The 21,721-nt window shown below is 65.3% G+C and carries 18 protein-coding genes; 11 read left to right on the top strand and 7 right to left on the bottom strand.

The window, feature by feature from the left end; all coding sequences use genetic code 11:
- Positions 1 to 10: 10 nt before the first annotated feature.
- Genes gtdA through ACZ9AQ_RS05070 form a run of 4 tightly spaced genes read right to left on the bottom strand, consistent with a single transcriptional unit; the run spans position 11 to position 4,169 of the window.
- Complete coding sequence (gtdA, locus tag ACZ9AQ_RS05085; protein WP_429202289.1) at positions 11 to 1,054, bottom strand: gentisate 1,2-dioxygenase; 1,044 nt, start codon at positions 1,052 to 1,054, stop codon at positions 11 to 13.
- Positions 1,055 to 1,111: 57 nt separating this feature from the next.
- Positions 1,112 to 2,092, bottom strand: coding sequence for a Bug family tripartite tricarboxylate transporter substrate binding protein (locus ACZ9AQ_RS05080; protein WP_429202291.1), 981 nt, complete (start codon positions 2,090 to 2,092; stop codon positions 1,112 to 1,114).
- Between the two features lie 56 nt (positions 2,093 to 2,148).
- Positions 2,149 to 2,967, bottom strand: a complete 819-nt coding sequence (locus ACZ9AQ_RS05075; protein WP_429202293.1) for a class II aldolase/adducin family protein — start codon at positions 2,965 to 2,967, stop codon at positions 2,149 to 2,151.
- 59 nt (positions 2,968 to 3,026) lie between these two features.
- On the bottom strand, positions 3,027 to 4,169 hold the full coding sequence (locus ACZ9AQ_RS05070) for a 3-hydroxybenzoate 6-monooxygenase (RefSeq protein ID WP_429202838.1): 1,143 nt from the start codon (positions 4,167 to 4,169) through the stop codon (positions 3,027 to 3,029).
- Positions 4,170 to 4,439: 270 nt separating this feature from the next.
- Here ACZ9AQ_RS05070 and ACZ9AQ_RS05065 point away from each other — a divergent pair, with 270 nt between their 5' ends.
- The 10 genes from ACZ9AQ_RS05065 (at position 4,440) to ACZ9AQ_RS05020 (ending at position 14,852) form a co-directional block, all read left to right on the top strand.
- Entirely contained in the window at positions 4,440 to 5,342 is a 903-nt protein-coding gene (locus tag ACZ9AQ_RS05065) for a LysR family transcriptional regulator (RefSeq protein ID WP_429202294.1), read from the top strand.
- Positions 5,343 to 5,714: 372 nt separating this feature from the next.
- Positions 5,715 to 6,713, top strand: coding sequence for an ABC transporter substrate-binding protein (locus ACZ9AQ_RS05060; protein ID WP_429202295.1), 999 nt, complete (start codon positions 5,715 to 5,717; stop codon positions 6,711 to 6,713).
- A 17-nt stretch (positions 6,714 to 6,730) separates the two neighbouring features.
- Positions 6,731 to 7,552: an ABC transporter permease gene (locus tag ACZ9AQ_RS05055; protein WP_429202297.1), complete on the top strand. Its 822-nt coding sequence runs from the start codon at positions 6,731 to 6,733 to the stop codon at positions 7,550 to 7,552.
- Between the two features lie 11 nt (positions 7,553 to 7,563).
- Entirely contained in the window at positions 7,564 to 8,337 is a 774-nt protein-coding gene (locus ACZ9AQ_RS05050; RefSeq protein WP_429202299.1) for an ABC transporter ATP-binding protein, read from the top strand.
- Positions 8,338 to 8,434: 97 nt separating this feature from the next.
- Complete coding sequence (locus ACZ9AQ_RS05045; RefSeq protein ID WP_429202301.1) at positions 8,435 to 9,019, top strand: MarR family winged helix-turn-helix transcriptional regulator; 585 nt, start codon at positions 8,435 to 8,437, stop codon at positions 9,017 to 9,019.
- 255 nt (positions 9,020 to 9,274) lie between these two features.
- Complete coding sequence (locus ACZ9AQ_RS05040; RefSeq protein WP_429202302.1) at positions 9,275 to 10,597, top strand: Rieske 2Fe-2S domain-containing protein; 1,323 nt, start codon at positions 9,275 to 9,277, stop codon at positions 10,595 to 10,597.
- A gap of 45 nt (positions 10,598 to 10,642) precedes the next feature.
- The gene (locus ACZ9AQ_RS05035; protein WP_429202304.1) at positions 10,643 to 11,632 is read left to right on the top strand and encodes a substrate-binding domain-containing protein; all 990 of its coding nucleotides are present in this window, start codon (positions 10,643 to 10,645) and stop codon (positions 11,630 to 11,632) included.
- A 130-nt stretch (positions 11,633 to 11,762) separates the two neighbouring features.
- Complete coding sequence (locus ACZ9AQ_RS05030; protein ID WP_429202305.1) at positions 11,763 to 12,725, top strand: PDR/VanB family oxidoreductase; 963 nt, start codon at positions 11,763 to 11,765, stop codon at positions 12,723 to 12,725.
- A gap of 10 nt (positions 12,726 to 12,735) precedes the next feature.
- The gene (locus ACZ9AQ_RS05025) at positions 12,736 to 13,914 is read left to right on the top strand and encodes a Gfo/Idh/MocA family protein (RefSeq protein WP_429202307.1); all 1,179 of its coding nucleotides are present in this window, start codon (positions 12,736 to 12,738) and stop codon (positions 13,912 to 13,914) included.
- Positions 13,911 to 14,852, top strand: coding sequence for a DMT family transporter (locus ACZ9AQ_RS05020; protein WP_429202309.1), 942 nt, complete (start codon positions 13,911 to 13,913; stop codon positions 14,850 to 14,852). Before ACZ9AQ_RS05025 ends, ACZ9AQ_RS05020 begins: the two co-directional genes overlap by 4 nt.
- 574 nt (positions 14,853 to 15,426) lie before the next feature.
- Here ACZ9AQ_RS05020 and ACZ9AQ_RS05015 read toward each other — a convergent pair.
- Together ACZ9AQ_RS05015 and ACZ9AQ_RS05010 are read right to left on the bottom strand one after the other, a co-directional pair.
- Positions 15,427 to 16,134 carry a 3-hydroxyacyl-CoA dehydrogenase NAD-binding domain-containing protein gene (locus tag ACZ9AQ_RS05015; protein ID WP_429202311.1) on the bottom strand — a complete coding sequence of 236 codons (708 nt, stop codon included), beginning with the start codon at positions 16,132 to 16,134 and terminating at the stop codon, positions 15,427 to 15,429.
- Positions 16,135 to 16,202: 68 nt separating this feature from the next.
- Positions 16,203 to 17,783, bottom strand: a complete 1,581-nt coding sequence (locus ACZ9AQ_RS05010; protein WP_429202313.1) for an isocitrate lyase — start codon at positions 17,781 to 17,783, stop codon at positions 16,203 to 16,205.
- A 456-nt stretch (positions 17,784 to 18,239) separates the two neighbouring features.
- On the opposite strand from ACZ9AQ_RS05010, the gene ACZ9AQ_RS05005 reads away from it, so the two are divergent.
- Positions 18,240 to 19,390, top strand: a protein-coding gene (locus tag ACZ9AQ_RS05005; RefSeq protein ID WP_429202314.1) for an IS3 family transposase whose coding sequence is annotated in 2 segments (ribosomal slippage) — positions 18,240 to 18,480 and positions 18,480 to 19,390 — 1,152 coding nt in all. Because the reading frame shifts where the segments join, the coding sequence is not laid out codon by codon here.
- A 297-nt stretch (positions 19,391 to 19,687) separates the two neighbouring features.
- Here ACZ9AQ_RS05005 and ACZ9AQ_RS05000 read toward each other — a convergent pair.
- On the bottom strand, positions 19,688 to 21,598 hold the full coding sequence (locus ACZ9AQ_RS05000; protein ID WP_429202316.1) for a patatin-like phospholipase family protein: 1,911 nt from the start codon (positions 21,596 to 21,598) through the stop codon (positions 19,688 to 19,690).
- Positions 21,599 to 21,721 lie beyond the last annotated feature (123 nt).

The raw sequence follows: 21,721 nt of genomic DNA, 5'->3' as shown, positions 1-21,721 counted from the left end.
GAAGTGGTTGTTACAGGAGCTGCTCGCGGAAGATGCCCAGCGCCTGCTGGATCGGGCGGTCCGAAAAGCTGAACAGGACGGTCTCTTCGGTCGTCTCGAAGCGCACGGCATACCACGACGGCACCACGAAGTGGTCGCGCGGACCAAAGGCGAACACGTGTTCGTCGTCGCCGCGCGTGACGATGGCGCGGCCGCGTCCCTCGACCACCGAATAGACGGTGCCGTCGGTGCCGCGCTGCGCCTTGCCGGCGAAGCCCTTCGGCAGCAGCTGCATGAAGGCGCCGATGGTGGGTATCGGCCAGCCGCCGGTGGCCGGGTTCACGTAGCGCAGCTTGACGCCGTGCCACTCGTCCACCGGGCCGCCGTGCGCGAGCCTGGCCAGCGCTTCGCGGGTGCGTTCGTACGGATAGTTGAACACCGGCGAAGTCATGCCGTAGGGCGCGTCATAGCGCAGCGGCAGCATGTTGGCGCCATAGCGCGCCAGGCTGTCGCCCTCCGGCCGGAACACCGGCTGCTCCTTCTCGGGATGGTTTTCCGCGAAGCCGGCATCGAAAAAGCGCACGGTCGGGATGTCCAGGCCGTCGAGCCAGACCACCGGCTCGCCGCCCTGCTCCACACCCGGATTACCGTGGTCGTGGAAGGTCCACGACGGCGTGATCACGAAGTCGCCCGGGCGCATCGTGGTGCGCTCGCCGTCGACCGCCGTGTAGGCGCTGGAACCCTGCACCAGGAAGCGCAGCGCGCTCTGCGAATGGCGGTGGCTGGGGGCGATCTCGCCCGGCATGATCAGCTGCAGGCCGGCGTACAGGCTTTGCGTGATGCTGGACTGGCCGCGCAGGGCCGGGTTTTCCAGGATCAGCACGCGCCGCACGGCTTCCTCGGCCGAGATCAGCTCGCCGGCGCGCATCAGGAAGGGCAGCACGTCCTGGTAGGCCCACAGATGTGGTACGCACGGGGTGCGGGGCTCCCGCGGCACCAGGGAATGGAGCGACTCCCACAGCGGCGTGAGGTGCTGTGGCGACATCGCGTCGTACAGGGCTTGGCGTTCGTTCATGGCAGTCTCCGGGGTGGCCGATCGGCCGGCCGTCTAGTTGGCCGATCGGTTGGCCAATTAGTTGGCAGTGATGTTCGCGCTGCGGATCACCTGCAGGTAGCGCGGGATGTCCTGGCCGACCCTGGCCGCCAGCGCGGCCGGGGTGCCGCCCACCACGTCGTACTGCTGCTCGGCCATCTTGGTCTTGACGCCGGCGGTGGCCAGCTCCTTGTTGACGATGGCGTTCAGCCTGGCGACGATCGGCTGCGGCGTGCCGGCCGGCGCGAACAGGCCGAACCAGACGTCGATCGCGTAGCCCGGCAGGTTGATCGCCTCGCTCACGGTCGGCAGATCGGGCGTGTGCGGCGAGCGCGCCGAGCCGGTGACGGCGATGCCCTTGATCTTGCCGCTCTTGACGTGCGGGGCCATGATCGCGATGGTGCTGAACGAGACCGGAACCAGGCCCGACAGGTGGTCGGGCAGGCCGCCGGCGCAGCCCTTGTAGCCCACGTGGATCATCTCGATGCCGGTCATCTGCGCCAGCAGCTCGGCCGCCAGGTGCTGCGGGGTGCCGGCGCCGCACGAGGCATAGGACAGCTTGCCCGGATTGGCCTTGGCGTACTTGACCAGCCCGGCCAGGTCGTCGATCTTGAGCGAAGGGTGGACCGAGATCGCCACCGGCGAACTGCCGACGATGGCGATCGGCTCGAAGTCCTTGGTCGGGTTGAAGTTGACCTTCTTGTACAGCGACGGATTGATCGCGATGTTGTTGGTCACCATCAGCAGCGTGTGGCCGTCCTTGGGCGCACGGGCCACCGCGGCCATGCCGAGGTTGCCGCCGGCGCCCGGCTTGTTCTCGACCACGAAGGGCTGGCCCAGCGCCTTGTTCAGGCCTTCGGCGATGACGCGCGCCATGGTGTCGGTGCCGCCGCCGGCGCTGAACGGGACCACGATCGTGACCGCCTTGTTCGGATAGTCCTGGGCCGCGGCCAGGCTAGATGCGAGCATGCCGGCGGCGAGGCCAAGCGCCGCGACCGCGTTGCGGGTGATGTGATGCATGGGTGTCTCCTGTTTTGTTTTTTTCAGGGGCGGCGCTGCGGCGCCGCGTCATGGGTTCATGCGCCCAACCGGGCCTGCTGCTCGGCCAGCGCGCGGGCCGTCGCACCGGCCTTGATGCTCCAGAAATCCCAGGCCCGCACGACCTGGGTCTCGATCACGCGCACCGTCTCGGCGATCTCGCCTTCGGACAGGAAGGTGACTTCGCCCAGCTGCTGCGCGGCCGACTGGATCTGCGCGTTCACTTCGGTGTACACGGCGCGGTACACGACGCGCCGCAGCGAGTCGGCCACCACGGTCGAGCCGTGGCCGCGCATCAGCACCAGCGAGCGCGTACCCAGGGTGCCGGCCAGGGACTGGCCCAGCTCCTGGCTGGTGATGAGAAGGCTGCTGCCCTCCCCCGCATGGTCGCGGATCTCGTAGACCGGTGCCGCGACGCCGATGAAGCCGGCCATGTGGCAGGTAGCGCGCAGCGGCGAGGTCTTCGACACGCTGAACGGCACCACCGAGGGAGAGTGGCTGTGGACGACGGCGACCACGTCGGGCCGCGCCTTGTAGATCTCGCTGTGGATGAAGCGCTCGAGATAGATGGCGCGCCCGGCGGCATTGAAGGGATTGCCGTCGAGGTCGAATTCGACGATGTCCTGCGCCTGCACCAGGCCGGGCGCCATATTGCGGGCCAGCAGGAAGCGGTCGGGCTGCTCCGCGTGGCGCACGCTGACGTGGCCGAAAGCGTCGAGCACGCCCTGGTCGTACAGGATGTGGTTGGCCGTCACCAGCTCGGCGACCTGCGCCGCCGGCGCCGTCGATGCGCCGTCGGCGTGGTCGCGGGCCTGCTGGGTGAAGCCGTGCTGATCGTGATGCTTGTCCTGACACATGGTTCTGTTCCTTGATGATGAAAGGTTCGCCGCCGAAGGTGGGGGTAAGGTTGGAGCGATCATGGCGCCAGGCAGTCCTCGGCCCGCCAGCCGTACAGCCATTCGAGCGCGTCATAGAAGCGCTCGGCCGGCCGCCCCTGCCACAGCGCATTGCGCACGTGGCGCTCGATGCCCTTGGCGTGATAGATGCGGCCCATCTCGCGCGCCGACAGCACGACCCGCGCGGTGCGCGTGGCGCGCGAGCGCTGGTACAGCCCGAAGGCGGCGTCGAGGTCGCCTTCGCAGTGGCGGATCGCTTCGCCCAGGGTGACCGCATCCTCGATCGCCATGCAGGCGCCCTGGGCCAGGTATTGCAGCATCGGGTGGGCCGAATCGCCCAGCAGCGTGATGCGGCCCTGGCTCCAGGTCTCGATCGGGTCGCGGTCGGCCGTGCTCCAGCGCTTCCAGGAAGTGGGCTTGTCGAGCAGGCTGCGCGGACGTTCGCAGATCCCGGTGAAGTAGGACAGCACTTCTTCCTGGCTGCCCTCGCGCACGCCCCAGGTTTCCTCTTCGCGGCTGTGGAATGTCACCACCAGGTTGTATTGCTGGCCGCCGCGCAGCGGGTAGTGCACCAGGTGGCAGTTGGGACCGGCCCACACCGCCGGCGCGTTCCAGCGCAGGTCTTCCGGCATCTCGTCCACCGGCACCACGGCGCGGTACACCACGTGGCCCGACACGCGCGGCCGGTCTCCGACCAGCTTGTCGCGGATGACCGACTTGACGCCGTCGCAGCCGATCACGGCGTCGCCCGTGTAGCGGCGTCCGGCGCGATCGATCACGGTCGCGCTGCGGCCGTCCTGTTCCACGTCCACCGCATGCACCGAGGTGTGGAAGGTGATCAGGGGCGACTCCCTGACCGCCTCGTACAGCGACAGGTGGATGTCGGCGCGGTGGATCACGGCATAGGGGTTGCCGAAGCGCTGGCGGAAGGCCTCGCCCACCTCGAAGGTGGCCACCTCGGCGCCGTCGACCGCGTCCATCATCACCAGGCGCTCGGTGAACACGGCGCGCCGGCGCGCATTCTCGCCGACGCCCAGCGCATCCATCGCGGCGAAGGCGTTCGGCCCGAGCTGGATGCCGGCGCCGATCTCGCCGATCTCGGCGGACTGTTCGAGGAGGGTAATGCGGATTCCCTGGCGCGACAGCGCCAGCGCCGCCGCCATGCCGCCGATGCCGCCACCTACTATTACGATCGATAATTCACTGTTGTCTTGCGCAGCCAATGGCGCCTCCTGCTTGCTTCCATTTATTGATACCCCATCTATGCAGGGCAGGTACCGGCGGTGCGCCGGGCGCCGCTTTTTGGGGCCCGGCACCGTCCGGATCGCAACAAGTGTCGCCTGCCGCCTTGCCTTGCGCAAATCGCTGAGGTAATTAGCTGTATTATGTTTTTCAATAAAGGCACGATCATAACGACGAAGGAGACATGGCTCATGGCCAAATTTGACCTGGAATGGCTGCAGGTTTTCGACGGTATTTTCACCAGCCACAGCGTGTCGCGCACGGCCGAGCGGCTGGGCCTGGCGCAGGCCACGGTGAGCATCGCGCTCAACAAACTGCGCGCGCATTTCGACGACAAGCTGTTCATCCGCACCTCGCACGGCATGGAACCGACGCCGCGCGCGCAGGCGCTGCATCCGCAGCTGGCCGCCGTGCTGGCCACGCTGGAAGCGGCGCGCCTGGCGCCGACCGAGTTCGTTCCCAGCGAGGCGAAGCGCGAGTTCAGCCTGTGCATGACCGACATCTCGGAAGTGGTCCTGCTGCCGCGCCTGATGAACCACCTGCGGCGCGTGGCGCCCAAGGTCAGCGTGGTGGCCGAAAAGATCACGCCCGAGAGTCCGAAGCGCCTCGAATCGGGAGAAGTCGACATGGCGATCGGCTTCATGCCGCACCTGGAAGCGGGCTTCTACCAGAAGACGCTGTTCACCCAGAACTTCGTGTGCCTGGCGGCCAGCAACCATCCGCGCATCCGCGGCGAACCGACCAGGCAGGCCTTCCTGGCCGAGGCGCACATCCGGGTCAGCACCTCGGGCACCGGTCACACCATCGTCGACAAGACGCTGGCGATGCAGGGCGTGCAGCGCGAGGTGGTGCTGAACCTGTCGAGCTTCCTGGGCGTGGCGCGGGTGGTGGCCGAGACCGAGCTGCTGGTGATCGTGCCGAAGATGCTCGGCATGACGCTGCGCACGCAGGAACAGGTGCAGATCCTGGCCCTGCCCTTCGACCTGCCCAGCTACGCGGTCAAGCAGCACTGGCACGACCGCTTCCATGCGGAGCCCGGAAATATCTGGCTGCGGCGCACGGTGGCCGACCTGTTCCGCGATTTCTCCGATTAAGTACTCAACCGGAAATAAATGTGAATTTTGGCAAACAGAACCGGATGCGGTGCAAGGCGGCGACTGCGCCGCAGTGCGAGCACTGCAAGCAGGAGCCAACGCAGCAACGCGCCGGTTCTGGCAGCCAAAAACACATTTATTGACGGGTGAGTACTTTAGCTCCGGCGCTGTCACCTGCATCGTTCCCTCCTGTCGGACCGCGCGACCAATTTGGCGCGCACGGCGCACATGTGTGCTGGACAAAGCCAGCGGCTTGTCTTATATTTTACTTAGAGATCTAAATAAAGCAAGACGACGCCAGGTCGCGCCGATCTCTGCAAGCACATCGCGCCAGACATCTCACACACATGAAGACAGCCGAGGAGACACAACATGAAATACGGATTTCACCAGTTCGCAGGCCTTGCCGCGCGCGTCGCGGGCACGATGCTGCTCAGCGCCGGCGTGGCCCTGAGCGCCCATGCCCAGACCAGGATCATCGTCGGCAGCACCGTCTCGACCGATGTCTCGGCTGCGGCGCTGGCGCTGGCCATGAAGGATGGCTCGTTCAAGCGCGCCGGCCTGGACGTGCAGTTGAAGAATTTCGTCCAGTCCAACCAGAAGTACGACACCTTCAAGGCCGGCGCGATCGACGTGGACATCAACATGGGCGCGATCAACGCGGCCCAGCTGTATTCTTCCGGGGTGCCGCTGCAGGTATTGCGGGCCGCGACGCCGGCCGATATCTGGGCCGTGGTCACGCCCACCGCCTCGCCGTTGAAGGTGCCTGCCGACCTCAAGGGCAAGCGCTATGGCGTGGTCTCGCTGTCGGGCACCAACTACGGCGCCACCTATGCGGCGCTGAAGCTGGTCAATGTCGACCTGATGCGCGACGTCAAGGTGTCCACGCTGCCGCCGTCGGCCATCCTGCTGGCGCTGGGCAAGAACGACATCGACGCCGCCACCCTGTATGAACCCTACCTGACGCCGGCGATCCAGAGCGGCCGCGTGAAGGTGATGTTCAAGCCTGACGACCTGTACCGGTCGCACTACAAGGAACCGTTCCTGGCGCTCGTCATTGCGGCGCGCAAGGACTTCGTGACCAAGAACCAGGCCGCCGCCGCCAAGTTCGTGGATGTGATGGAGCAGGCCATGGCCAGGCTCGCCGACAACACCGATGCGGCGGCCACGGCGCTGACCGAGGTCATGCCCGAGATCAAGCTCACGCCGGCCCAGGTGAAGGAGCTGCTGCTGCCGTACATCCCGAACATCATCAAGACGCCGAACGATCCCGCCACCATCAAAATCGCGCAGAACCTGTATGACCGCATGCTCGAGGCGCGGCAGTTGCGTTCGCCGGTGAAGGCCAGCGAGTTCTGGATCAAGCTGTGATGCCGGGAGCCGATGCCATGATGACTTCCCAAACCCTCGCGGCGCCGTCGGGCGCCGCGGCCAAGCATTCCGCCCCGTCGCCGTGGGGCGCGCGCCTCAGGCGCACCGCCGTCGCGATCCTGCCCTACCTGGTGCTGGTCGCGGTCTGGCAGCTGATCGCCGCCACCCAGCCGGCCTATGTGTTCCCGCCACTGGGCGACATCCTCGACACCATCGGCCTGCTGCACCAGGACGGCCTGTTGATCCCGGCCACGCTGGCCACCGCGCGCTCGGTGCTGATCGGCGCCGTGATCTCGCTGGTGTTCGGCACCTTGATCGGCTTCGCGCTGGCGCGCATGGAATCGTTCACCAACCCGATCCTGAACTTCGTGCAGACCGTGCCCTATGTGGTGTGGGCGCTGATGGCGCTGATCTGGTTCGGCCTGACCCCGTTCTCGGTGGTGTTTACGATCGTCGTCGCGGCCTTCCCGATCGTCTCGTTCAACGTGGCCGCCGGCCTCAAGAACGTGGACGGCCTGCTGCTCGGCATGAGCGAATCGGTGCGCGCCAACCGCACGATGGTGCTGCGCCACATCGTGTTCCCGAGCCTGACCCCGTACCTGCTCAGCGCCAGCCGCACCATGCTCGGCATGTGCTGGAAGATCAGCGTGCTGGCCGAACTGTTCGCCGGCGGCGCCGGCGGCGGCGGGGTCGGCTACAAGCTGTTCGTCGGCTGGGAATTCAGCCGACCGACCGAGGTCTTCGCCTGGACCCTGTGGCTGGTGCTCTTGATGATGCTGTCCGAATGGCTGATCATCAAGCCCATCGAAGCCTTCATCACCCGCTGGAAGAAAGCATAAAGGGACATCACATGAGCAGCATTGACATCCAGGGCCTGACCAAGGTCTTCGACACCGCGACCGGCCCCCTGCTGGTGGTCGACGACGTCAGCTTCGAGGTCGCGAACGGCGAATTCGTGTGCCTGCTGGGCCCATCCGGTTCCGGCAAGTCGGTCACCCTCAACTGCATCTCCGGCCTGCTGGAGGCCACCCGCGGCGAGGTGAAGGTGGGCGGCGTGCCGGTAGCCCGGCAAAAGCCGCACTACGGCTACGTGTTCCAGCAGCCGCGGCTGCTGCCGTGGCGCACGGTGGAACAGAACCTGCGCTTCGCGCTGCGCGCCGAAGGCGGCCGCGCCGTGCCCGGCGAGGACGAACGGATCCGCCAGGTGCTGGAACTGGTGAATCTGTCCGGCTACGAAGACTTCTATCCGCACCAGATCTCGGGCGGCATGCAGCACCGGGTCGGCATCGCCCGCGCCTACATCCGCAATCCCGACCTGCTGCTGATGGACGAGCCGTTTGGCGCGCTCGACGAATTGACCGCGCGCCGCCTGCGTTCGGAACTGGTGGACGCCTGGCTCAAGGACCGCCGCACGGTGGTGTTCGTGACCCACGACATCGTCGAGGCCTGCTACCTGGCCGACCGCATCGTGGTGTACACGCCCAAGCCGACCCGCATCGCCCAGGTGATCAAGGTCGACCTGCCGCATCCGCGCGTCTACGGCAGCCCCGAGCTGCATGCGATCGAGACCGAGGTCTTGTCGGCCTTCGAGCGCAGCATCAGCGCGTTCGCGGAAACCGCGTGAACGGCCGGCCGGCGCGCGGTCGGCGGGTCCGCGCGCCGACCGCGCGCCGGCGCCTCGTATAATGACGGTTCCGAGCCGACGACGCAGCATTGCCCCCATGAGCACCAAGACCAAGACCAAGACCAAGACCGCGGCGAACAACGAAACCGAAGCCATCCTCAACCACTGGCAGGACGGCGGCTTCGACGACCGCCTCGCCCACCTGGTCAAGGACGCGACCCGCGCCCTGGTGCGGGCCCTGCAGATCCGGCTGATCGAGCACGACGTTTCGTTCGGCCACTGGACCTTCCTGCGCATCCTGTGGGGCAAGGACGGCGTGACCCAGCGCGCGCTGAGCGAGGCGGCCGGGGTGATGGAGCCCACCACCTATGCCGCCCTCACCGGCATGGAAAAACTGGGCTATATCGAGCGCCGCCAGTCGCCCGAAAACAAGAAGAACATGTACGTGTTCCTGACCGAGGCCGGCCGCGCGCTGGAAAGCAAGCTGGTGCCGCTGGCGGTCGAGGTCAACGACGTGAGCATGCGAGGCAGCAGCGAGGAAGAGATCCGCGTCACCCGCAAGGTGCTGCTCAACATCATCAAGAATCTCGCGGCCGACGAGCGCGAAGCCACCGACGTCGCGCGCAAGATGCCGTCCACCCGCCGCCTCGGCGACATCGTCGCCCGCAGCGCCGCCAAGTAAGCCGGGCCCGCGCCCGCACCCTCGTCCACCGGCCGCCGCGCGGCCTCATTCCCTCCCTCCCCCCGCCGACCTTCACGCCGCCGCGGCCAGCGCCATGGCGGCGCGCCCGCGCGCGCCCGTCCCTGCCCGCCGCGCGCGAAAAACCCCGGAACGCACTGGACAAACCGTTTGCCCGATCCTATACTTATACTTAGAGATCTAAGTTTATTCATGCATGGCCGCCAGCGGCCGGCGTTCGACAATCCGGAGAGAGACATGCTGACCAAGGAAGAAAACGACTTGCTGTGCCGCGTCGAGGGCGACGCGCCGATGGGTCAACTGATGCGGCGCCACTGGCAGCCCATATGCCTGATCGAAGAGGTCAGCGAACCGGACGGCGCGCCGGTGCGGGCGCGCATGTTCGGCGAAGACCTGGTGGTGTTTCGCGATACCGAAGGCGAGGTCGGCGTGATGGACGAATACTGCCCGCACCGCAAGGCCTCGCTGGCGCTGGGCCGCAACGAGGACGGCGGCCTGCGCTGCCTGTATCACGGCTGGAAGATGGACGTGCGCGGCAACGTGATCGAGATGGCGTCCGAGCCGGCGGCGAGCTGCATGGCCGACAAGGTCAAGCACCTGGCCTACCCGACGAAGGAATGGGGCGGCTTCGTCTGGACCTATATGGGCCCGCAGGACGCCGTGCCGGAGTTCGCACCGCCGGCCTGGGCGCCGACCGCCGATACCCGGGTCAGCATCGCCAAGGTGCTGGTGCCGTGCAACTGGGCCCAGATCCTGGAAGGCGCGATCGATTCGGCCCACAGCTCGAGCCTGCATTCGTCGGACTTCGTGCCGGCCCGCGTCAGCAGCGCCGAAGCCACCGACAAGAACTGGCTGCGGCCGTCGACCGACAAGGCGCCGCGCATGCAGGTCCAGCGCACCGGCTATGGCTTTCGCTATGCCGCGATCCGGCGCCCGATCGCCAACGCCGCGACCCACGACTACGTGCGCTCGACGATTTTCGTGGCGCCGGCCACCGCGCTGATCCCGCCCAACAACCTGTACAACGTGGCCAACATCAACGTGCCGCGTGACGACACCTGCACGGCCTTCTATTTCATCGCCTGGGGCCATCCTTCGCAGACGCCGGAAACCGAGACCTGGCGCAAGTTCCTGGGCCAGCGCGTGGGCGTCGACCTCGACGCCGAGTACCGCCCGCTGCGCACGCGCGAGAACAACTTCATGCAGGACCGCGAAAAGATGAAGGCCGGGAACTTCACCGGCATCACGGGCTTCCCGAACCAGGACCTGGCGATGTGGGTGACCATGGGCCCGGTGGCCGACCGCACCCGCGAGCGCCTCGGCGCCAGCGACATCGCGGTGGTCGAGTTCCGGCGCCGCATGCTCGACGCCCTGGCCGCCTTCCAGCAGGGCGAAGCGGCCATCGGCACCGGCGAACTGCGGATCCCGCCGCGCGACGTGTCGTACCAGGCGATCGTGCCCAAGACCGTCGACTGGCGCAACTACGAGGCCGAGTACATCTGGACCCGGCCGGTGGCCGCCCTGGAGCCGTCGTACAACACGGACGGCCCGAACGACTGAGCGCCGACTGCCCGCTCAGACCAATAATCACAAGGAGACACACGCATGGCCAAGCTGAACCTTTCCGTCGCCATGGGCGACTATGACCGCACCCGCGCCCTGCTCGACGGCAGCGTCCAGATCGACGGCGTCGATCCGGTCTACATGACCCTGTCGCCGGAAGAGATCTTCTTCCGCGCCTTCCGCAACCGTGAATTCGACATCAGCGAGCTGTCGCTGTCGAGCTACCTGGTCAAGGCCTCGCGCGACGAGAGCCCCTATGTGGCGATCCCGGTGTTCCTGTCGCGCGCCTTCCGCCACACCTCGATCTACGTGCGCAAGGACCGCGTCAAGCGTCCCGAAGACCTGAAGGGCGCGCGCATCGGCATTCCCGAGTACCAGCTGACCGCGATCGTGTGGGCGCGCGCCATCCTGCAGAACGACTACGGCGTGGCGCCGCAAGACGTGACCTGGGTGCGCGGCGGGATCGACACCCCGGGCCGTCCCGAGAAGATCAAGCTGCAGCTGCCGCCTGGCGTCGAGATGGAAAGCGCCCCGCCCGACCGCACCATCTCCGACATGCTGGACGCGGGCGAGATCGACGGCTTCATCGCCCCGCGCCCGCCCAGCGGCGCGGCGGCCCGCAACCCGAACGTGGGCTGGCTGTTCGACGACCCGACCGCCACGGCCAAGGAGTACTACGCACGCACCGGCGTGTTCCCGATCATGCACGTGGTGGGCGTGCGCAAGGAACTGGCGGCCGCGCATCCATGGCTGCCGGGCGCGGTTGCCAAGGCCTTCGGCCAGGCCAAGGACGCGGCGCTCGACAAGCTGGCCGACACCTCGGCCACCAAAGTCACGCTGCCCTTCGTCGAAGAGCAGCTCAAGGCCGCGCGCGAGCTGATGGGCGCGGACTACTGGTCGTACGGCGTGGAGCCGGCGCGCAAGACCCTCGAGACCTTCGTGCGCGCACACCACGCGCAGGGCCTGTCGGCGCGCCTGATGGACGTGGACGAGCTGTTCCATCCCGCCACCTACGAGTCGTACAAGATCTGAGCCGCGGCCCGGCCAGGTTCGAACACGACGATACCCTCGATGCGGCGCGGGCGCGCGATGTGCGCGACGCGCCGATGGAAGACATCGGCCGCGGCGGCTGGAGCGCGGGCGCTACTGGAAGGAACGAGACATGCAAATCACCACTGAAGCGATGATGCAGCTGCGCATTGCCAGCGTCGGCGACGCGGCCAACGGCATCCGCACCTTCGAGCTGCGGGCCGCGGACGGCGCCGAGCTGCCACCATTTACACCCGGCGCGCACGTGACAGTGCAGGCGCCGAACGGCATGCTGCGCAAATATTCGCTGTGCAACGACCCGAACGAACGCGAGCGCTACGTCATCGCCGTCAAGCGCGACCCCAACGGCCAGGGCGGGTCGCTGAGCATGCACGACGAGGCGCGTGAAGGCATGATCCTGCCGACCTCGCTGCCCGACAACGCCTTCCCGCTGGTCGACACCCGCGCCGGCTACATCTTCATCGCCGGCGGCATCGGGATCACGCCTATCCTGTCGATGATCCGCTCGTTCGGCGAGCTGCCGCCGGCGCCATGGAAGCTGTATTACTTCACCCAGTCGCCGGAGACCACCGCCTTCCTGGAAGAACTGTCGACGCCCGAGCTGCGCGCCAACGTGGTGATCCACCACGACTGCGGCGACGCCGCCCAGGCCTTCGACCTGTGGCCGGTGCTCGAGCGCCCCAGCAGCAAGCATATCTACTGCTGCGGCCCGCGCGGCCTGATGGAAGCGGTGCGCGACATGGGCGGCCACTGGAACAGCGCCAACCTGCACTTCGAGAGTTTCGCCCAGGGCGGCGCGGCGCGCCCCGACGACCGACCCTTCACCGTCAGGCTGGCCGCCAGCGGCCGCGAATTCGAAGTCCCGGTCGGGCAAAGCATCCTGGACGTGCTGCGCGCCGGCGGCTGCGAGGTGCGCGCCTCGTGCGAGAGCGGCACCTGCGGCACCTGCCGCACGCGCCTGCTCGAGGGCGTGGCCGACCACCGCGACATGGTCCTGATGCCGGACGAGATGGACGACCACATCATGCCCTGCGTATCGCGCGCGAAGACCGACACGATCGTGATCGACCTGTGAGGACGGCGCCATGACAGCACCGACCATCCGGCTGGGCGTCGCGGGACTGGGACGCGCCTTTTCGCTGATGCTGCCCACCTTCCTGCGCGACCCCAGGATCGCGCTGGTCGCGGCCTGCGACCCGCGCCCCACCGCGCGCGCACGGTTCGCGCAGGATTTCGCGGCCAACGCCTACGCGACGATCGAGGAGCTCGCCGCCGACGCCGCGGTGGACGCCATCTACATCGCCAGCCCGCACCAGTTCCATGCGGACCACACGCAAGTCGCGGCGCGCCAGGGCAAGCACGTGCTGGTGGAGAAACCGATGGCGCTCTCGCTGGCCGAGTGCGATCGGATGATCGCGTGCTGCCGGGAAGCGGGCGTGCACCTGGTGGTGGGCCACTGCCACAGCTTCGACTCGCCCTACCTGGCGGCGCGCGCGCTGGTGGCGGGTGGGGAATACGGCAGGGTGAAGATGATCCACGCCCTGAACTACACCGACTTCCTGTTCCGCCCGCGCCGGCCCGAAGAACTGATGACGGCCGAAGGCGGCGGCGTGGTGTTCAGCCAGGCCGCCCACCAGGTGGACGTGGTGCGCCTGCTGGCCGGCAGCCCGGTGGTGCGGGTGCGCGCCGCGCTGGGCGCCTGGGACCCGTCGCGCCCCACCGAGGGCGCCTACAGCGCCATGCTGTGGTTCGCGGACGGCGCCTTCGCCTCGCTCACCTATAGCGGCTACGCGCACTTCGATTCGGACGAGTGGATGGGCTGGACCGGCGAGATGGGCAATGCCAGGAACGCGGACGACTACGGCGCCGCGCGGCGGCGCCTGGACACCCTGGCATCAAGCGAGGCCGAGGCGCGCCTGAAGGCGGCCGGCACCTACGGTGGGCCGGACTACCGGCCGCCGGCGCTGGATGCGGCCGCCCTGCACCAGCATTTCGGCCCGCTGGTGGTCAGCTGCGAGCGCGCCGACCTGCGTCCGCTGCCGTCCGGGGTGATGGTGTATGGCGACCGCAAGCGCGAACACCATCCGCTGCCCGCGCCGGCCGTGCCGCGCTTCGAAGTGATCGACGAACTGGTGGACGCGGTGGCGCACGGCGTGACGCCGCTGCACGACGGCCGCTGGGCGCGCGCCACCCTGGAAGTCTGCCTGGCGCTGCTCGACTCCGGCCGCGAGGGCCACGACGTCGCGCTAGCGGCCGCGGGATGACCGCGCACAGCTTCGGCATCGTCCTGGCCGTGGCCGCGCTGGGCATGTTCTCGGCCAATGTGCTGCTGATCAAGCAGGCTTCGATGCGGGTCGGCCTCGAACTGGGCTTCCTGGTCTCGGTGAGCGTCAATGTCGTGTTCTGCGCGCTGCTGCTGGCGGGCCAGCTGCTGCTGTCCGGAACCGGCATCGGCTGGTCGTGGCAGGCGGCGCTGTTCTTCATGCTGGGCGGGGCCTTTTCCACCTATCTCGGACGCTGGTTCTTCTTCGAGGCGGTGGTGCGCATGGGATCGTCCAAGGCCAGCCTGTTCCAGGTCAGCAGTCCCGGCTTCGCGGCGCTGATCGCCTGGGCCGCGCTGGGCGAGACGCTGTCGCCGCCGAGGACGGGAGCGATCGTGTTCACCATCCTGGGGCTGGCGCTGATCGGCTACGTGCCGGGCATGTTCTCGCGCGGCCAGCGCGCCGGACCGGCGCCCGTGCGCCCGCGCCTGACAGACCGCATCAAGGGTTCGGCCCTGATGCTCGGCGCCGGCGGATCGATGGCGTATGCGATCGGGACCGTGGTGCGCGGCGCGGCGATCCGCGACTGGAACCAGCCGATCGTCGGCGCCCTGCTGGGCGCGGCCACCGGGCTGCTGCTGTCCCTGGCGCTCGGCCGGGAAGTCCGCGGCCTGCCCGCCAGCCTGCGCGCGGCCGACCGGCGCGGGCTGCTGCTGTTCGTGGCCTGCGGCGTGCTGACGATCTCGGCGCAGGTGTGCTCGATCTGGTCGTTGCGCTATATCGAGGTCGCGCTGTCCAACCTGATCACCCTGAGCACGCCGCTCCTGGTGATCCCGGGCGGGTATTATCTGTTCGCGCAGAGGGAGGTCTTGTCGGCGCGGACATGGATGGGCGGGGCGATGGTGCTGGCGGGGGTGGCGGTGCTGACGCTGGCGCGCTAGGGTTTGTCTGACTGATGCGGTGCGCGGGATCGCGGATTTCCGTGGGGTGATCGGCGCGTTCGACCGCGCGTTCGGCTCTGCCATGCGTGGCGGCTGCGCTCATGCCTGTCGGACGCACGGTCAGATCAAGTCTATCGACGATGAACTCGAGCATTTTGAAATTCTTCGCAAAGCATTTGAAAGGCGCGTGAGGCTTTAAGCAGCACGTCGACCATCGGCACGTAACTAAACCAGTCGGCCAAGATAGAAAAAAGATGTTGATCACTCACCCCAAATGACCAACAGCTCTTCAGTTTCAATTCAAAATCAGTTACTTAGGGAACTCCGCTCACGCCCACTCAATGAACAATGGCTGAGCTAAGTCATTGAACAGAGGGAGCTTCCTATGGCCAAAGACTCGTCGATACCATCCGATATACCATGTACCTCGGTCCGGGCCATGTCGAACACGGGACGACTGTCTCGAGTCCAACGCGAAGAATGGTTTGCTGCAACTATGCCGGCCCCTGCTACAAGACGTCCCGGGCTCGCTGCCGGCAACCGATCTGGACAGCTTGCGGCCGCTGGACGAGCGCTATTCTTCTGCCAGCTTCCCGATGGTGGAGAACAGTCCGGCTGTCGTAGCATACGCTTCGCCCGAGGTTTCCCGTCCACGAACCAATACAAGTTTTTCTGACGGATCGACAGGGTTCGAGAAGCGCAGCCCCAGTACATCGGCGGGGCGCCTGGTGACGCGGGCAACCCGGTCGACGCCGCATCCAGAAGCGTTGACGATCAGGATTGCGCTGGACTTGCCGATTTCGTCGAGCCGCCGGAAGAATCGTTCCCTGAGCTGGGTTTCGACGGACATCATATCAATGACGAGATCACAGTCCTTCAGGTGGTGAAACCTGGCGGTGGCGCTACAAAGCGCAAGCCGCCAGTCGCGCTGGCCCGCAGCCAGTGCTCCACTGACCAGTGACTGTTCGTAACGCGAGCGAAGCAGCGCAAGCCCCTGGTCGAGCGCATCCCGCTTGTCGAACACGGTGACCGGCATGCCGGCGTCAAGCAGGCCCATGGCGAGGTTGATACTCGCACCGTGAGCACCCATGATCCCTACTCGGCCCACTGGCCGTACGGCGTCATTCGCCGGCTGTTCGGAAAAGCCGGCGGTTTCCGTCAAGGTCCGCACCTGCGGGTCTGTGTGAATCTGGCGGTGGTCGCGAAGACGATCGTCCATTGCGCCGTCGCTCTGCGGGGCAGTCGCAAGGGTGCTTGCGGAGCCGGTGTTTGTATTATTCATGGTTGTCCCAGAGATTGGTGAGAATGTTGGGCGCCGCGCTCGGCAGGCGCCCCCGTTCCAGCAGCCGATCAGAACTGATTCATCGTATTGTGCTTGCCACCGGCCTTCAGCGCAGCTTCGCCGCTGAAGTAGTCCTTGTGATCGTCGCCGATATCCGAACCGGACATGTTCTGGTGCTTGACGCAGGCGATGCCCTGGCGGATTTCCTTGCGCTGCACACCCTTCACATAGCCCAGCATGCCTTGATCGCCGAAGTATTCCTTGGCCAGGTTGTCGGTCGACAATGCCGCGGTATGGTAGGTCGGAAGCGTGATCAGGTGATGGAAGATGCCCGCCTCGCGCGCGGCATCGGCCTGGAAGGTACGGATCTTTTCATCGGCGATGCGCGCCAGCTCCGTCTCGTCGTATTCGGCGCTCATCAGCATGTTGCGTTCGTATGCGCCGACATCCTTGCCCTCGGCCTTCATGCTGTCGAACACTTGCTGGCGGAAGTTCAGGGTCCAGTTGAAGGACGGGCTGTTGTTATAGACCAGCTTTGCGTTCGGAATCACCTTGCGGATCTCCTTCACCATGCCGCCGATCTGGCCGATGTGCGGCTTCTCGGTTTCGATCCACAACAGGTCGGCGCCGTTCTGCAGCGAGGTGATGCTGTCGAGCACGCAGCGGGCTTCGCCCGTTCCCTCGCGGAACTGGAACAGGTTGCTCGGAAGGCGCTTGGGGCGCACCAGCTTGCCGTCGCGGCTGAGGAGCACGTCGCCGTTATTCAGGGACTCGACCGACACTTCTTCGGCGTCGAGGAAGGCGTTGTACTGGTCGCCCAGGTCGCCGGGTTCGCGGGTAAACGCGATCTGCTTCGTGAGGCCAGCGCCCAGGGAATCGGTACGGGCAACGATCACACCGTCGTCCACGCCCAGTTCGAGGAAGGCGTAGCGGACCGCGCGGATCTTGGCAAGGAAGTCCTCGTGCGGCACGGTGACCTTGCCGTCCTGGTGACCGCACTGCTTTTCATCCGACACCTGGTTTTCAAGCTGGATGCAGCAAGCGCCCGCTTCGATCATCTGCTTGGCCAACAGATAGGTCGCCTCTGCGTTACCGAAACCGGCGTCGATGTCGGCGATGATGGGCACCACATGGGTCACGTGCCGGTCGATCTTTTGCTGGATTTCCTCCCTGGCGGCGCTAGATGCGCCGTCCAGCTGGCGGAACAGGTCGCCCAGCTCGCGTGCGTCGGCCTGGCGCAGGAAGGTATATAGCTCCTTGATCAGGGCGGGCACCGTCGTTTTTTCATGCATCGACTGGTCCGGCAGCGGGCCGAATTCCGAACGCAGGGCTGCGATCATCCAACCCGACAGGTAGAGGTAGCGGCGATCCGTGCTGTTGAAATGCTTTTTTATCGAAATCAGCTTTTGCTGGCCGATGAAGCCATGCCAGCAGCCGAGAGACTGGGTATACATGGACGGATCGGCATCGTAGGCCGCCATATCGGTGCGCATGATCTTGGCGGTGTAGCGCGCGATATCGAGGCCGGTCTTGAACCGGTTCTGGGCGCGCATGCGTGCGGCAGACTCGGGATTGATCGCATTCCATGCGCTTCCGTACACCTTCTTGAGACTGGAAATCGATTCGATATCGGCTTGAAACTGAGACATGAATAACTCCTGATTTGCGGATTAAAAAACCTGGATGACCGAGCATGTTGCCAGTGCCCATACAGCAAGCGGCTTCATGTATTTAATGGTACGCAGTTCTGCTGCATCGCACGCGTTAAACCCATCCGCGATGAAGTAAATTAATTTCCTTTGTTTTCAATAACCTACGAGTTTCATTTCACATAGTAAAAACAAGTCTTATAGAGCAGAATAAATTTCTGCTGCTGCGCAGCGAGCATTTTGTATTGTGAAATGTCATTTACTGTGACGAAAACAGGACTCTCGTTTTCACAGGGCATTCGCATCCACTACCTTCGGCGACCTCGATGCCTAGTCGATCCTGGCCAAGAAAAATGCGCGCTTGCTTGGAGGGACATTCAGTCTGCACAAGCTCACTGAATCGCCACGACTTCAGTAGACACTCCTGAGCCATAATGTCGGGCACAAGGAGAAGATATGAGCGGTAAGCGGTACACAGAGGAATTCAAGATTGCAGCGGTCAAGCAGGTGGCGCAGGGCGGTCACCCGGCGAGCGAAGTAGCGGCACGGCTCGGGATAAGCATCCACAGTCTGTACGCCTGGACGAAGCGCTATGGCGTGCCCGAGGCGGAGCGCAAGGCTGTCGATGCCCAGTCCGACGAGATGCGGCGCCTGAAGGCCGAGCTCAAGCGCGTCACGGAGGAGCGTGACATATTGAAAAAGGCCGCGGTGTACTTTGCCAAGACGTCCGGGTACGGTACACCTTAATTATTGAGTTGCAGGACCAATTTCCGGTGCGCCGGCTGTGCAAAGTGCTCGAGGTGCATCCGAGTGGCTTCTATGCGTGGCGCCTGAGCCCTGAAAGCAAGCGAGCCAGGGAAGACAAGCGCCTTCTGGTTCCCATCAAGGAATCGTGGCTGGAAAGCGGCAGCGTGTACGGTTACCGTAAAGTCAGCGACGATCTGCGCGAGCTCGGTGAACAATGCGGCATCAATCGCGTCCACCGTCTGATGAGGTCGGCCGGGATTCGTTCGCAAACCGGCTACGCCAAGCGCAAGTACAAACGCGGCGGCGCCCCTTCGCTGGTAGCGCCCAACCATCTTCAGCGCCAGTTCGACGTGCAAGAACCGAATCGGGTCTGGGTGACAGATATCACGTACATCCGCACTTATGAGGGCTGGCTTTATCTAGCCGTGGTGCTTGATCTGTTCTCGCGCCAGGTAATTGGCTGGTCGATGAGTTCACGCATCGATCGCGAGCTGGCGATGAATGCGCTCTTGATGGCGGTTTGGCGGCGGCAGCCCAAGAATACGGTGATGGTGCATTCCGATCAGGGCAGTCAGTTCAGCAGCTATGACTGGCGCGACTTCCTGAGCCAGCACAATCTGCAGCAAAGCATGAGCCGACGAGGAAACTGCCACGATAACGCCGTGGCCGAGAGCTTCTTCCAGCTCTTGAAAAGGGAACGAATCCGACGCAAGATTTACGGCACCCGGGAAGAGGCAAGGCAGGATGTCTTCGATTACATCGAGATGTTCTACAATCCGAAGCGCCGGCACAGCTTCAGCAATGACTTGTCGCCGGTCGAGTATGAAAAGCAGTATTTCCAACGGCTCTCGAGTGCCTAGAAAACTCGTGGCGATTCAGGCCAAGACAGTAAAAAAGCCGTTGATCATTCAATCCGATGATCAACGGCTCTTTATTTTTCAATTCAAAATCAGTTACTTAGAGGACTCCAGTCAATCCCATTCGATAATCAATGGTTCAGGTAAGCTGCTGAATCCGTTTCGGATTTATTAGTCCTGCGTGAGCAATACCACGAGCAATACCATGCCGGGCTCACCCATGCCCGTGGCAGCAGCGAGCATGAATCGGGTCCGCCAGCCCGCCGATGAAAGCAGCAGGACAGGCGCCGGGACACCATCCTAGTGCAAGCCCCGCGGCCGTGCTGCCGCCGTATGACGCCGCTCGGCGCCGGCCGGCGGGGGCTGCAGCTCCTGCTCCCGGTCCGTCGGTCCCGGCCGCTGCGCGACCGCCGCCTCCTTCTGCCACACTTCGAGCAGCCGCGTTTCGCCCAGCCGCCAGCCGTCTCCCTGGTTCAGCAGTGCGGTGCGGCCCCTGATGCCAACGACCCGGCCGTCGACGACCGCATCGCTCACGTGCCACATCAGGCTGCCCTCGGGCACGCCGTCCCGGTGCATGCCCGGCGCACGGTCGAGCGTGAGCACGTCCGGCGACAGCATTGCGCCGAAGATTTGCGCGGAGCGCCAGATCGCCGCCCGCGCCCGCCCCCTGCCAGGCCGCGCGCCGCACTGCTCCAGCGCGCCCGCCAGGTCGCTGCATAGCGGGTCGCGGTCGCCGCGCAATGCCAGGAAATGCGCGGCCTGCACGCGCCCATGCTCGACCAGCGTGTTTTTCAGCGCCAGGTCACGGTCGAATTTGGAAAAGATACCCAGTTCGCGCCCCGTGGCGGCGCTGACCGCTTCCGCATCCATGACGATGCGCGCCATTTCGACCGGCTTGTCCTGCGAGCGCCCGGCCTGGTATGGGTCGTCCAGCCGGCGGTTGACCGCTTCGATGAAGGCCATTTCCTGGTTCAGCGACAGGTTGCCCGACAGCGTGTCGCGCCGATGCCAGAGCTCGCTCCCATAGCGATAGGTGTCGGTCACGTCTGCAATGCGCTTGCTGAAATCGCATTTGTCCTGGTTGATCTGCAGGATCCACAGTCCGTTGGGCTTCTTGGCTGGATCGACGAGGTGGGAGATGAAGTTCTTGATCGGCGGATTCTGGGAGAACAGGCCGTCCCAGCAGGCGGTGGCGCGCAATTCCTGGGTGTCCGGGTCGATGCAGGCGATCTCCTGTGCCTTGAACATCCACGGCAGGCAAGCCGAGGCGATGACCGCGTCGAGCGTCACACCGGCCTCCTCCGGCGAACGTTCCGAGCTGAAGGCGAGGAAAGCGCCGCTGTCGATGTCGACGGCGCCAATCAGGAGCTGCGGGATCGTGTAGCTGACATCCTGCACCGCTGCAGCCAGCCGGTCGAGCGAGGCGGGCTCAAAGCTGTACTGCGGCACTTCCCAGGCGTCGAAGGCGGCGCGCAGCACGCAGTCCGGTTCCAGGTCCTGGCGGGCAATCCGATCCACGAGGCGGCGCGTGGTCTCCATTTTCGCCCGGATCCTCTCCTCGATGGCATGGCGTTTCGTGCGTATGTCGGCGTGGCCCGGCTGCCCCGCGTCGACCATCCTTGCCTCCAGGTCGCAGGACTGCCAGCGTTTCACCTCCTGGGCGATGCTGCAGAAATCGCCGATCGCGCCGACGAGTTCGAAATCCACGTGGGGTGCGACCGTTTCGCGCAACTGGAAATAGTGGTCGCGGATCCAGTTACCCAAGGGCGGCCACATATTCGTCATCCAAGGCCACGTCCGGGTGGCGAAGCGTTCGATATCGCGCAGTGGCGGCAGATAGGGGCTGAACTTCAGATCGACGCTCAGCATACGGCCCGTCAACTGCGTCATCTCGTTGAGCATGCGTTCGCCCGGCTGGTGCGCGCAGTTCGCATCCCAGAAGGCGTCGAGCCGGGCCTGCGCGGCCTGCGGTCCACCGGTCAGGTAACCGAACCAGGCCAGCAGCGCGCTGATCGCGCCACCCGAGGTGCCGCTGATGCCGGCCAGGTTCAGGTGTTCACCGCTGCCCTCTTCCACGAAGTTCCGCTTGCCGCCGGAGCGCGCAATGAGGACATTGTCGAAGCGGGGCAGCAGCACCGGCAGCGCACCCGCCGTGTACGCCGCATGGCTGCCCCCGCCCTGGCAGGCGATTGCAATGTTCTTGATGGCCATGATCGTCCTCTATGGGAAACTGAACGCAAACCGGCCGGCCTGCCGCGGGCTGTCCATTGGCGCTGTCGCATAGCTCAGGCACGTTGGTGTTAATGAGGTGCTCCGATCTGGCCGAGGAAGTCA

Source organism: Massilia sp. UYP34 (assembly GCF_056279385.1).
This window is presented reverse-complemented; position numbering and strand designations above follow the sequence as displayed.